Source organism: Bradyrhizobium sp. LB14.3, assembly GCF_040547985.1.
GTDB lineage: Bacteria > Pseudomonadota > Alphaproteobacteria > Rhizobiales > Xanthobacteraceae > Bradyrhizobium.
Map to the genome: position 1 here is coordinate 92,830 of NZ_JBEPQT010000018.1, position 12,917 is coordinate 105,746.

Consider the following 12,917-nt stretch of genomic DNA (forward strand, 5'->3'; position numbering starts at 1 on the left):
TTTTGCGAACGGTCTCTTTGGCGGCAGTCAGATATTCAACACCCTGCCATAGGCATCCAGCACGGCTTCCTTCATCATCTCCGACAGCGTCGGATGCGGGAATACCGTGTGCATCAGCTCTTCTTCCGTGGTCTCCAGATTCATAGCGACGACGTAGCCCTGAATCAGCTCGGTGACCTCGGCACCGACCATATGGGCGCCGAGGAGCTGGCCGGTCTTCTTGTCGAAGATCACCTTGACCAGGCCCTGGTCCTCGCCGAGCGCGATCGCCTTGCCGTTACCAACGAAGGGGAAGCGGCCGACGCGGATCTCGCGGCCACCCTCCTTGGCCTTGGCTTCGGTGAGGCCGACGGAGGCCACTTGCGGCTGGCAATAGGTGCAGCCCGGGATCAGGTTCTTGTCCATGGCATGCGGGTGCAGGCCCTTGATCGCCTCGACGCAGATCACGCCTTCATGCTCGGCCTTGTGCGCGAGCATCGGGGGACCCGCGACGTCGCCGATGGCATAGATGCCAGGGACGTTGGTCTTGCCGTAACCGTCGATCACGATGACGCCGCGATCGGTTTTGACGCCGAGCTTTTCCAGACCGAGATTCTCGATGTTGCCGACGACGCCGACCGCCGAGATCACCCGCTCGAACTCGGTCGTGACCGGCTTGCCGTTGCCGTCGTCGATGGTGGCGACGACGCTGTCGGCCTTCTTCTCCAGCTTCGTGACCTTGGTCGAGGACATGATCTTGATGCCCTGCTTCTCGAAACGCTTGCGGGCAACGCCGGCGATCTCGGCGTCCTCGACCGGCAGGATCTGCGGCAGCACCTCGACCACGGTGACCTCGGAGCCCATGGTGTGGAAGAACGAGGCGAACTCGATTCCGATCGCACCGGAGCCGACCACCAGCAGCGACTTCGGCATCCGCTCGGGCACCATCGCCTCGAAATAGGTCCAGATCAGCTTCTTGTCGGGTTCGAGCCCCGGCAGCACGCGCGGCCGCGCGCCGGTCGCGACGATGATGTGTTTTGCCTGATAAGCCCCCTCGCCCAGCGTGCCCTTGGGACCCTCGACGTCGGACTTCTTCACGGTGACCTTGCCTGGCGCGTCGATCGAAGCCGCGCCCCAGATCACGCTCACCTTGTTCTTCTTCATCAGAAAGCCGACGCCATCGTTGAGCCGCTTCGAGACGCCGCGCGAGCGCTGCACCACCGCCTTCGGGTCGAACGACACTTTCTCCGCCGACAGGCCGTAATCCCCGGCGTGCTGCATGTAGTGGTAGATCTCGGCCGAGCGCAGCAGCGCCTTGGTCGGGATGCAGCCCCAATTCAGGCAGATGCCGCCGAGATAGGATTTTTCGACGATCGCGACCTTGAAGCCGAGCTGGGCGGCGCGGATCGCGGTGACATAGCCGCCGGGACCGGAGCCGATGATGATGATGTCGAAGGATGTATCGGCCATGCTTTGCGTTCGTTCCCGTTCAACCGGCCTCAATGTTCGAGACCGTCATTGCGAGGAGCTCGTGCGACGAAGCAATCCAGTCTGCCGGTCACGTCCTGGATTGCTTCGCTTCGCTCGCAATGACGACGCGAATTTTCTCGTCACACCATCATCATGACGGGATTTTCGATCAGTTGTTTGAAGGCACCGATCAGCTCGGCGCCGAGAGCCCCGTCGATGGCGCGGTGATCGCAGGACAAGGTCACGCTCATCATGTTCGCGATCTCGATCTTGCCGCCGCGCACCACAGGCCGCTCCTCGCTGGTGCCGACCGCGAGGATGGTCGCATGCGGCGGATTGATCACGGCGGTGAAGTGGCTGATGCCGAACATGCCGAGGTTGGAAACGGCCGTGGTGCCGCCCTGATACTCCTCGGGCTTCAGCTTGCGCGAGCGGGCGCGTGTCGCAAAATCCTTCATCTCGTTCGAGATGGTCGAGAGCGTCTTGGTCTCGGCCTTGCGGATGATCGGCGTGATCAGGCCGCCGGGCATCGCCACCGCAACGCCGACGTCGGAATGGTGGTGCTTGACCATGCCGGATTCGGTCCAGCTCACATTGCAGTTCGGGATTTTCTGAAGCGCGACCGCCATCGCCTTGATGACGAAGTCGTTGACCGAGATCTTGTAGAGCGGCTTCTTCTCCTTGTCCTTCGGCGCGGCGGCGTTGATCTGCTCGCGTGCGGCGAGCAGCTTGCCGATGTCGCAATCGATGGTGAGGTAGAAGTGCGGGACGTTCTGGATCGACGCGGTCAGGCGCTGGGCGATCGTGCGGCGCATGCCGTCATGCGGGACGACCTCGTAGGAGCCCGGCTCGAACAGCGACAGGATCTGCTTGTCCGACATGGTCGGCGCGATCGAGGGCGCACCTGACGACGCCGCCGCTTGTGCCTTGAGGCCCTTGCCGGACTTGGCCAGCTCGACGTCGCGCGCGACAACGCGACCGTGCGGGCCGGTGCCGGTCACCATCGCAACATCGACGCCGGCGTCCTTGGCGAGTCGACGCGCCAGCGGCGAGGAGAACACGCGGCCGCCATGGCCGTTGCCCTGCGCAGCCGGTGCGGCGGCAGCTTTCGCCGCGGGAGTAGCGGCGGGCGGCGGCGCAGCCTTGGGCGGCGCAGACTTGGGCGCGGCAGGCGTTGGCGCCGGTGCTTCGGCAGCTGCGGCCGACGCGCCGGGCTTGGCGGCACCTGCCGCCTTCACGTCCTCGCCCTCGCCGGCCAGCACCGCGATCACGTCATTGACGGGGACATCCTGCGTGCCCTCGGGCACCAGGATCTTGGCGATCGTGCCCTCGTCGATGGCCTCGACCTCCATGGTCGCCTTGTCGGTCTCGATCTCGGCAATGACGTCGCCGGATTTGACCTTGTCGCCTTCCTTCTTCAGCCATTTGGCGAGGTTGCCCTTCTCCATCGTTGGCGAAAGAGCGGGCATCAGGATGTTGATGGGCATGCTGACCTCACGAAGAACTTCTCAAAATGCCGTCCCCGGAAGCGAGGACGAACAGACCAGGTTTAGTTGCCGATGTCGCCCTGCCACAGGCGCTCATTGGCAGGATTGGAACGCCAATTCTTCATCATGGTGATGGAGCGGTCGTCCGCAAGATCAATCCAGGGGATGCCGAACTTGTCGAGTATGTCCTTGGAGCCCGGGAAGGTGACGGATTCCCCGATGACCACCAGTTGGACCTTGAACAGAGCGAGCGCGCCCGCGCACATCGAGCACGGCGACAGCGTGGTGTACATGACGGTGTCGTGGAACGAGATCACGCCGGCTTGGCGCAGGCAGCTCATCTCGCCGTGCAGGATGACGTTCTTTTCCTGCACGCGGTTGTTATGGCCGCGTGCGATGACCTTGTTGTCGCGGGTCAGCACGGCGCCGATCGGCAGGCCGCCTTGCGCGATCGAGGCTTCCGCCTCGCGGATCGCCTCCAGCATGAAATCGAAATGATAGGATTCGATCGCCACGGTCAGTGTCCCTTCCCGCGCGGCGTCGTGGTGCCGGTGTCGGTGGGACGCTCGATCTCGGCCTGGAACATCTCGATGATCCGGGTCAGCGCATCCTCCTCGGTGTATTCGCTCTCGCGCGCATAGGCGCGCGCGGCGTGACGGGCGAGATCGACGAGCAGCAGGCCCCACATGTCGGGCTCGTCGAAGGCCCGCTGGAACGCCATCGACAACCCGCCGTCCAGCACGAACACGCGCAGAATCTCGACCGCGTCGTCGCGGTCGAGGACGTCGGGTGGCAATGGCTGCTCCTTCGGACCCGCCATGGCCTACCTGTAGCAGACGGCTTTGGCGGCCTCGACCACTTCGGCTGCCGAGGGCAGCGCGAGCTTCTCCAGGTTCGCGGCATAGGGCATCGGCACGTCCTTGCCGGTGATGCGGGCAACCGGCGCATCCAGATAGTCGAAGGCGTTCTCCATGATGCGCGCGGCGATTTCGGCGCCGACGCCGCTCTGGGCCCAGCCCTCTTCCACTGTGACGGCGCGGCCGGTCTTCTTGACGGAATTGATGATGGTCTCGGTGTCCATCGGACGCAGCGTGCGCAGGTCGATCACCTCGGCCTCGATGCCGTCCTTGGCGAGTTCGTCGGCGGCCTTCAGCGCGTAGCTCATGCCGTTCGACCACGAGATGATCGTGACGTGGCTGCCCGAGCGCACGATGCGCGCCTTGCCGATCGGGATCACGAAGTCGTCGAGCTTCGGCACTTCGCCAGTGTGCCCGTAGAGCATCTCGTTCTCGAGAAAGATTACCGGGTTGGGATCGCGGATCGCAGCCTTGAGCAGGCCCTTGTAATCAGCGGCCGAGAACGGCGCGACGACCTTGAGGCCCGGGACATTGGAATACCAGGACGCATAATCCTGGCTGTGCTGGGCGGCGACGCGCGCGGCCGCGCCGTTGGGCCCGCGGAACACGATCGAGCAGCCCATCTGGCCGCCGGACATGTAGAGCGTCTTGGCCGCGGAGTTGATGATCTGGTCCATCGCCTGCATGGCGAAGTTGAAGGTCATGAACTCGACGATCGGCTTCAGGCCGGTCATCGCGGCACCGACACCAACGCCTGCAAAACCGTGCTCGGTGATCGGCGTGTCGATGACGCGCTTGGCGCCGAATTCCTGCAACAGGCCCTGGGTGACCTTGTAGGCGCCCTGATATTCGGCGACCTCTTCGCCCATCACGAAAACGTCGGGGTCGCGGCGCATCTCTTCGGCCATGGCGTCGCGCAACGCTTCGCGGATGGTCTGCGTCACCATCTCGGTACCGGCGGGCACTTCGGGATCTGGCTCGGCGACGGCCTGCGGCGCGGACGGCGCAGCCTTGGGCGCGGGTGCCTCGGCCTTTGCGCCGGCAGGCGGCGCAGACTCAGCGGCCTTCTGCTGCTGGGTCGGCGCGGGCGCCTTGGCGAGATCGGCGGCACTCTCGCCATCGGCCAGAATCATCGCGATCGGCGTGTTCACGGCAACGTCGGCGGTTCCCTCGGGTATCAGGATCTTCCCAAGCGTACCCTCGTCGGTCGCCTCGACCTCCATGGTCGCTTTGTCGGTCTCGATCTCGGCGATGACATCGCCGGACTTGATCGTCTCACCCTCTTTTTTCAGCCATTTGGAAAGGTTGCCCTTTTCCATCGTGGGCGACAACGCGGGCATCAGCACTTGAATTGGCATATCGGCTCCAAAAGAAAGCTTGCGCGCGTTCAGCGGTAAATGTCGGTCCAGAGCTCGGCGGCATCCGGCTCGGGATCATGCTGGGCGAAATCGGCGGACGCGTTGACGATGTCGCGCACCTCGGCGTCGATCGCCTTCAAATCCTGCTCGCTGACCTTGGCGGCCAACAGGCGGTTGCGCACCTGCTCGATCGGATCCTGGTCGTGGCGGACTTTTTCGACCTCCTCGCGCGTGCGGTATTTTGCAGGGTCGGACATCGAGTGGCCGCGATAGCGGTAGGTCTGCATCTCCAGGATGAAGGGGCCCTTGCCGGCGCGGCACCAGGCCGCCGCCTCGTCGCCGGCGGCCTTGACGGCACGGACGTCCATGCCGTCGACCTGCTGGCCGGGAATGTTGAAGGAAGCGCCGCGCTTGGAGAAATCCTGCTGCGCCGAGGCACGCGAGACCGAAGTGCCCATGGCGTAGCGGTTGTTCTCGATGACATAGATCACCGGCAGCTTCCACAGCTCCGCCATGTTGAAGCTCTCATAGACCTGGCCCTGATTGGCCGCGCCATCGCCGAAATAGGCGACGCTGACATTGCCGTTGCTGCAATAGCTGTTGGCGAAAGCAAGCCCGGTGCCGAGCGAGACCTGGGCGCCGACGATGCCGTGACCGCCGTAAAAGTGCTTCTCCTTGCTGAACATGTGCATGGAGCCGCCCTTGCCCTTGGAATAGCCGCCGCGGCGGCCCGTGAGTTCGGCCATGACGCCGTTGGCCTCCATGCCGGTGGCGAGCATGTGGCCGTGATCGCGATAGCCGGTGATGACCTGATCGCCCTGCTTCAGGGCCATCTGCATTCCGACCACCACAGCCTCCTGGCCGATATAGAGATGGCAGAAGCCGCCGATCGCGCCCATGCCATAGAGCTGGCCGGCCTTTTCCTCGAACCGCCGGATCAGGAGCATGTCGCGGAGCGCCTTGAGCTCCTGCTCCCTGCTGAATTCCGGAGGCGAACCGCCGTCGGTCTTGTCCTGTGCAGTGCTTGCGGCGGCTTTCTTGGGTGCGGCCATGGGAATTCCGGGTCAGAGAAAACTTCAGCCCTCTCTAACCCAACTCAAACGCCCTTGGAAAGCACCGCGGCGATGCGGCGCAAGTTTCGTTATGCCGCACCGCAACGTGGTCGAAATATTCCACAATGTTTGGCGCTGATCGGGCAACATTAGCTCCGGTCACTCACGCTATGGTGTGTGGAGTACCAGATAGCAGACATGCTGACGTCATCCGCACGACGGCAACGCGCTTCGCGCTTGTCCCGATCGCGCCGGATCGATGGAATCAGTGACAGGCTGCGTGCTCGCGAAGGCGCGTCGCCAGCGCCGACGCGCGTTAGTTCGCCGGAATCATCCTGACGAGATCGCGCGGATTGACGTAGTCGAGCTGGAAGCGCGCCCGCTCGTCCAGCATGTCGGGATCGATTTTCGCAGAGCGCAGCAGCGAAACGCGCTGCTCGCTCCTGGCGCGCTCGCGCTTGAGCTGCGCCAGCTCGCTGGTCAGCGCGACGATCTCCTGGTCGAGCTCCTGGCGGGCGTTGAGGCCGTATTTGCCGGTATAGGCGTTGACGCCGAAATAGCCGACGATTGCGGCCGCCATCGCATAGAGGGCGAGACCGGTCAGGATCGATTTCAGGCGCGCGCGGGAGACCATCCTAGGAAGATGGGTCAGGTTGGTTAAGGGCGTGCTAATTGCCGCCACTCCCACCGCCAATTGGCATGCCCGGGCCTGTCCGGGCATGCCAAGGATCGAGCGGCCTCAGCCGTGATGCTTCGCCACGTGTACCGCAAACGCGTCGATATAGGCCTGGAGCACGGGCTTCAGGGAGTCCTTGGTCAAATTGCCGTCGGCATCGAAGGCGTCGCCGACCGCGTTCAAATAGGCTTCCGGTTGCTGCATGATCGGGCCGGAAATACCCGGCAGGATGTTCTGGAGCGTCTTGGCGGCGCTGACGCCGCCGAGCGGGCCTGGCGAATTCGAGATGATGCCGACCGGTTTGCCGTTGAACGAGCTCTTGCCATAGGGCCGCGAGGCGACGTCGATCGCGTTCTTCAGCACGCCCGGGATCGCGCGATTGTATTCCGGCGTGACGAAGATAACGCCGTCCGACTTCTGGATCTTTTCGCGGAAAGACAACCAGTCGGCCGGCGGCGCGCCCTCGAGGTCCTGATTGAAGAACGAGACGCCAGCCGGCGTGATGACCTCGAGCTTGAGGGAGGCCGGCGCCAGCTTGGCAAGCGCATTGGCGATCTTCAGCGAAAAGCTGTCCTTGCGCAGGCTGCCGGCGATCGTGACGATATTGTAGGCCATGGAATGTCCTCAGAGCTTGAGCGGGAGTGCCGGGGCGGCACTTAAGCCATCTCGCGCGATGGATGCAAGTGCATGGACCAGATCGATTTGGAAACGCTGAGTTTCTGAAACAGCCGCCCAAAACAATCAGGCCGCCAAGTGGCGGCCTGATCTTTCGTACAAATCTGCAACCCGGCTCAGATCGTCGGGTTCCACGCCGACGGGATCAGGCGATATTTGGCGCCATCCTTCTCGACATGACCTACCGAGGGGAAGGTGAAGTGGAAGCCGATCACGGTCGCCTTCTCGGCCGCCGCCATGTCGTAGAATTTGTGGCGGGTTGCTTGTGCCAGCGGGCCATCCGTGTCGAACGCGACATGCCAGTCCGGATTGCGAACGAAGAATTCCGGAATGTTGGTGACATCCGACTGGATAAGCACCTTGGCATCGCCGGACGCCACCGCGAACGAGGTGTGACCCGGCGTGTGGCCGGGCGTCGCGATCGAGGTGATGCCGGGCGCGACCTCCTTGCCCCAATCGTACTTCGTCACCTTGGATTCGAGGCCGGCAAACGTCTTCTTCACGTTGGCGAAGTAGTTCTTCATCATCGGATTGGACTCGGCCTTGGCGGCGTTGTCCTCGCTGGTCCAGAACTCCCAATCCTTGCCTGGCACCATGATCTCCGCATTCGGGAAAGCGAGCGCGCCGTCGGCGAGACGAATGCCGTTGGTATGATCCGGATGCAGATGCGAGAGCAGCACGACGTCGATGCTCTTGGGGTCGACGCCGGCGGCCTGGAGGTTCTGCAGCGTGCGACCGACCGCGCCCTTGCTCGGCTCGAGATTGGCAACGCCGTTGCCGGTATCGATCAGCACGAGCTTGGAGCCGGTGTTGATGAGCTGCGGATTGAACGGCACCGTGACCATGCCCTTCGGCATGTAGGCAGCCTCGCCCGCGGCCAGCGCTTCCTCCTTCGGCGCGTTGACGACGAACTTGTCCGGCATCGGGAACGTGCGCGCGCCGTCATTGATCGAGGTGCACTCGTAGCTGCCGACCTTGTAGCGATAGAAGCCCGGCGCCTGCGTCCCGGCTTGCGGCACTGCGGCATTGGCGGCGGTCGGTCCAAGCCTGGTCACGGCAGCCGCACTGAGGGCGGCGGCGCCTGCGAGCAAATGGCGGCGATTGAGATCGGTCATGGAGAGGTCCCCTTCTGAGCGCGCCTTGCGGTTTTTCCGCTTTCAATGGCGGCGGAATAATCTCCCGCTTCGCTCAGAAGGCAAGACCTTCTTTCGGTGACGTGCCGTCGCACGTCGCGATTATTTATTTGGGTTGATGAGGAATTTTTCGCCGGTGGCGCGTTTGGCATAGACCGCGATATTGGCGGGATCGAGCGCCTCCTGAAGCGACACCACCTTGGTGTAGTGGCTGGCAAACGTGGTCTTCAGTTCGTCGACCACGCGCTGGCGCAGCTTGGCCCCGTCCGCCTGCCCGATCTTCATCAGGAACGGAAACAGCAGCCAGCCGCCGACGCCCCAGGCCATGCCGAAGCCGCGCGGCAGTTCGATCGGGCGGATGTCGAGCCCACCGTAGACATAGACCTGCTTGTGCACGTTGGAGCCGTAACGGCTGTATTCCTTGGCGGTCTTGTTGATCGCGATTTCCATGCAGTTGAGGATATCGCCGGCGAGCTTGCCGCCGCCGATGGCGTCGAAGGCAATGGTGGCGCCGGTCTCGACCAGCGCATTGGTGAGATCGCCGAGGAAGCTCGGCGCGGTGGAATCGACGACGTATTTGGCGCCGATCCTGTGCAGGATATCGGCCTGCTCCTTGCTGCGCACGATGTTGACCAGCGGGATGCCGTCCTTGATGCAGATCTTGTTCAGCATCTGGCCGAGATTGGAGGCGGCCGCGGTGTGCACCAGCGCCTTGTGACCCTCACGCCGCATAGTCTCGGTCATGCCGAGCGCCGTGAGCGGATTGACGAAGCAGGAGGCGCCTTCCGCCGGCGTGGTGCCTGAGGGCAGCGGCAGGCACTCGCGCACTTTCAACGTACGATACTGAGTGTACATCGCGCCGCCGATCATGGCGACGGTCTTGCCCATCAGTGCCTTCGCTGCATCCGACGAGCCGGTCCTGATCACGACGCCCGCGCCTTCGTTACCGACCGGCATGGACTCGTCGAGCCGGCCTTCCATCGCCCGCATCGCGCCTTCCGGCACCTTCGCGGTGATGACGGGGGCATCCTTGCCGCCAGAAGCCTTCGCCGTACTCATATCGGCTGCCCCGATCAGGAGCCCGAGGTCGGACGGATTGATCGGCGCCGCCTCGACGCGGACGACGACTTCGTCCGGGCCGGGTTCGGGGGTTGGCACGTCCAGAAGCGAGATCTCGAGTTCACCGCTCTTCTTGATCAGCGAACGCAGTTGCAGGCCGGTGTTGCCGTCGCTCATGTCGATCCTCCCCTGTTTGGTCGAGACGCTGGCTTATGCCAGCGCCTTCAATGCCGCCTTGCCGCCATAGAGCGCCTGCTTGCCGAGCTGCTGCTCGATGCGCAGGAGTTGGTTGTATTTGGCGGTGCGATCTGAACGCGCAAGGGAGCCGGTCTTGATCTGACCGCAATTGGTGGCGACCGCGAGGTCGGCGATGGTGGAATCCTCGGTCTCGCCGGAACGGTGCGACATCACCGAGGTGTAGCCGGCCTTGTGTGCCATCTCGACGGCGGCGAGCGTCTCGGTCAGCGTGCCGATCTGGTTGACCTTGATCAGGATCGAGTTGGCACGTCCGGCCTTGATGCCTTCGGCGAGGCGCTTGACGTTGGTGACGAAGAGATCGTCGCCGACGAGCTGGCACTTCTTGCCGACGAGGTCGGTGAGCTCCTTCCAGCCGTGCATGTCGTCTTCCGACATGCCGTCCTCGATGGTCACGATCGGATAGCGCGAGACGAGGTCGGCAAGGTACTTGGCCTGCTCGGAGATCGAGCGGGTCTTGCCCTCGCCTTCATAGACGTATTTGCCGTCCTTGAAGAACTCGGTCGAAGCGCAGTCGAGGCCGATGACGATGTCGGAGCCTGCCTTGTAGCCGGCCTTGCCGATCGCGTTCATGACAAACTCGAGCGCGGCATCCGCCGACGGCAGGTTCGGGGCAAAGCCGCCCTCGTCGCCGACATTGGTGTTGTGGCCGGCCTTCTTCAATTCCGACTTCAGGGTATGGAAGACTTCGGCGCCGTAGCGCAGGCCTTCGGCGAAGGAGGACGCGCCCACGGGGAGGATCATGAACTCCTGGAAGTCGATCGGGTTGTCGGCGTGCATGCCGCCATTGATGATGTTCATCATCGGCACCGGCAAGAGGCGCGCCGAGGTGCCGCCGACGTAACGGTAGAGCGGCATGTCGAGCGAGTTCGCGGCCGCCTTGGCGCAGGCGAGCGAGACGCCGAGGATGGCGTTGGCGCCCAACCGGCTCTTGTTCGGCGTGCCATCGAGGTCGATCATGATCTGGTCGAGCTGGGCCTGCTGCTCGACATCGAGACCGCTCAGGGCTTCGAAGATCTCACCGTTGACGGCGCCGACCGCCTTGGTGACGCCCTTGCCGAGATAGCGGGCCTTGTCGCCGTCGCGCAGTTCCACCGCCTCATGGGCGCCGGTGGAGGCGCCGGACGGCACGGCAGCACGGCCAAGCGCGCCATCTTCCAGCACGACGTCGACCTCGACGGTGGGATTGCCCCGGCTATCGAGAATTTCGCGGCCGATGATGTCGATGATGGCGGTCATGATGTGCACTTCCGTTCGTTAGGGCTGATCGGTGCCGCGGGTCTTACACGGAGCGCAAGCAAATGTGAACGCTTGGACGGCGTGCTTCGACTGACGCGTAAAGCGTCCGGGACTAAGCTTGACGGCACCTGGTCCGCGCGCAAACCCTCAATCTGAAACAGTCGGGGTAACGCCATGAATCGCCGCCAGTTTCTTGCCTCGAGCGCCGCCCTATTCGCGGCCCGCCCAAGTTTTGCGCAGGAAGGCCCGTTCCGGACAAAATACTACCCCATCAGCCCCGGCATCGGTCTGCACGACCTCGCTCCCGCCCCTGATGGCACGGTCTGGTTTACGGCCCAGGGAAAGGGCCTGCTCGGCAGGCTCGATCCGAACGATGGCAGCTATAAGACAGTCAGCCTCGGCCAGGGCGCGGCCCCGCACGGCGTGACCATCGGCCCCGACGGCGCGCCCTGGATCACCGAAGGCGGCCAGAATGCGATCGCCCGCGTCGACCCTTCCGACCTCAAGGTCACGCTGTTCCGCCTGCCCGAAAAGTTCGCCTACGCCAACCTCAACACCGGCGTGTTCGACAAGGCCGGCACCTACTGGTTTACCGGCCAGTCCGGCTATTACGGCCGGCTCGCGCCAAAATCCGGCGAGATGACGGTGTTCAAGGCGCCGAAGGGCGTGGGCCCCTACGGCATCACCGTCACGCCCAAGGGTGACGTCTGGTACGCCTCGCTCGCCGGCAGCTATATCGCCAAGATCGATCTGGCGACCGGCAATGCCGCTGTAGTCGAGCCGCCGACGCCGGGCCAGGGCTCGCGGCGCGTCTGGTCGGATTCGAAAAGCCGGATCTGGGTCAGCGAGTGGAACAGCGGCCACGTCTCGGTGCACGATCCCGCGGGAGCCTCCTGGAAGACCTGGAAGCTGCCGGGCGAACGTCCCCGCACCTACGCGGTCTATGTCGACGACAAGGACAAGGTCTGGCTGACCGATTTCTCCGCGAACGCCATCGTCCGCTTCGATCCGGCCACCGAAAAGTTCAACCTATTCGCCAGCGACAAGGCCAATGCCAATGTGCGCCAGCTCGACGGCAGGCCTGGCGAGGTCTGGGGCTGCGAGTCCGGCAACGACCGGATCATCATGATCCAGACGATCGCCGCCGGTTGACGGCCGCGGCGTTTGCGTCCATCCCGGCACGCGAAACAGGATGTGACGACAATGGCGAAGAAATCTCTTCAGCTCGGCCGCGCGGTCGAATGGCCGCACACGCCGGAAGAAGCTCAGCTCGACCGCGTGCCCAATCCGCAGGCGGGCACCGATTATCTGGTGCGCTTCACCGTGCCGGAATTCACCTCGCTCTGCCCGGTCACGGGACAACCGGATTTCGCACATCTGATGATCGACTACGCCCCCGGCCAATGGCTGCTGGAGTCGAAGTCGCTGAAGCTCTACATCGCGAGCTTCCGCAATCACGGCGCCTTCCACGAGGACTGCACCGTGATGATCGGCAAGCGCATCGCGAGCGAGATCAAGCCGAAATTTTTGCGCATCGGCGGCTACTGGTATCCGCGCGGCGGCATCCCGATCGACGTGTTCTGGCAGACCGGCCGCGCGCCGAAGGGCCTGTGGCTGCCCGAGCAGGGCGTCGCGCCCTATCGCGGGCGGGGCTAATCTTTGGCCGCTGCGGGCGGG

General features: G+C 63.8%; 13 protein-coding genes. 2 read left to right on the forward strand and 11 right to left on the reverse strand.

The window, feature by feature from the left end; all coding sequences use genetic code 11:
- Positions 1-27: 27 nt before the first annotated feature.
- The 11 genes from lpdA to eno all read right to left on the reverse strand — a co-directional run bounded on the left by lpdA (position 28) and on the right by eno (position 11,240).
- Positions 28-1,449, reverse strand: coding sequence for a dihydrolipoyl dehydrogenase (gene lpdA / locus ABIB00_RS27430; protein ID WP_354106507.1), 1,422 nt, complete (start codon positions 1,447-1,449; stop codon positions 28-30).
- Positions 1,450-1,589: 140 nt separating this feature from the next.
- Positions 1,590-2,936 (reverse strand): pyruvate dehydrogenase complex dihydrolipoamide acetyltransferase, encoded by a 1,347-nt coding sequence (locus tag ABIB00_RS27435; protein ID WP_354047966.1) that lies wholly within the window; start codon positions 2,934-2,936, stop codon positions 1,590-1,592.
- Positions 2,937-2,998: 62 nt separating this feature from the next.
- Entirely contained in the window at positions 2,999-3,451 is a 453-nt protein-coding gene (locus ABIB00_RS27440) for a nucleoside deaminase (RefSeq protein ID WP_247446590.1), read from the reverse strand.
- Positions 3,452-3,453: 2 nt separating this feature from the next.
- The gene (locus ABIB00_RS27445; protein ID WP_247349190.1) at positions 3,454-3,756 is read right to left on the reverse strand and encodes a DUF5076 domain-containing protein; all 303 of its coding nucleotides are present in this window, start codon (positions 3,754-3,756) and stop codon (positions 3,454-3,456) included.
- Positions 3,757-3,759: 3 nt separating this feature from the next.
- The gene (locus ABIB00_RS27450) at positions 3,760-5,151 is read right to left on the reverse strand and encodes a pyruvate dehydrogenase complex E1 component subunit beta (RefSeq protein WP_354106508.1); all 1,392 of its coding nucleotides are present in this window, start codon (positions 5,149-5,151) and stop codon (positions 3,760-3,762) included.
- Between the two features lie 29 nt (positions 5,152-5,180).
- Positions 5,181-6,203 (reverse strand): pyruvate dehydrogenase (acetyl-transferring) E1 component subunit alpha, encoded by a 1,023-nt coding sequence (pdhA, locus tag ABIB00_RS27455; protein WP_354106509.1) that lies wholly within the window; start codon positions 6,201-6,203, stop codon positions 5,181-5,183.
- Positions 6,204-6,519: 316 nt separating this feature from the next.
- Complete coding sequence (locus ABIB00_RS27460) at positions 6,520-6,837, reverse strand: FtsB family cell division protein (RefSeq protein WP_247349469.1); 318 nt, start codon at positions 6,835-6,837, stop codon at positions 6,520-6,522.
- A 105-nt stretch (positions 6,838-6,942) separates the two neighbouring features.
- The gene (locus ABIB00_RS27465) at positions 6,943-7,494 is read right to left on the reverse strand and encodes an NADPH-dependent FMN reductase (protein WP_247446588.1); all 552 of its coding nucleotides are present in this window, start codon (positions 7,492-7,494) and stop codon (positions 6,943-6,945) included.
- A 176-nt stretch (positions 7,495-7,670) separates the two neighbouring features.
- Positions 7,671-8,669, reverse strand: coding sequence for an MBL fold metallo-hydrolase (locus tag ABIB00_RS27470; protein ID WP_354106510.1), 999 nt, complete (start codon positions 8,667-8,669; stop codon positions 7,671-7,673).
- Positions 8,670-8,789: 120 nt separating this feature from the next.
- A complete protein-coding gene (locus tag ABIB00_RS27475; protein ID WP_354106511.1) occupies positions 8,790-9,923 on the reverse strand; it encodes a zinc-binding dehydrogenase in 1,134 nt (377 codons plus the stop codon).
- Between the two features lie 33 nt (positions 9,924-9,956).
- Positions 9,957-11,240, reverse strand: coding sequence for a phosphopyruvate hydratase (gene eno, locus ABIB00_RS27480; RefSeq protein ID WP_354106512.1), 1,284 nt, complete (start codon positions 11,238-11,240; stop codon positions 9,957-9,959).
- Positions 11,241-11,414: 174 nt separating this feature from the next.
- Here eno and ABIB00_RS27485 point away from each other — a divergent pair, with 174 nt between their 5' ends.
- Complete coding sequence (locus ABIB00_RS27485; protein WP_354106513.1) at positions 11,415-12,392, forward strand: Vgb family protein; 978 nt, start codon at positions 11,415-11,417, stop codon at positions 12,390-12,392.
- 51 nt (positions 12,393-12,443) lie between these two features.
- Positions 12,444-12,896, forward strand: coding sequence for a preQ(1) synthase (queF, locus tag ABIB00_RS27490; protein ID WP_247349203.1), 453 nt, complete (start codon positions 12,444-12,446; stop codon positions 12,894-12,896).
- Positions 12,897-12,917: the final 21 nt, after the last annotated feature.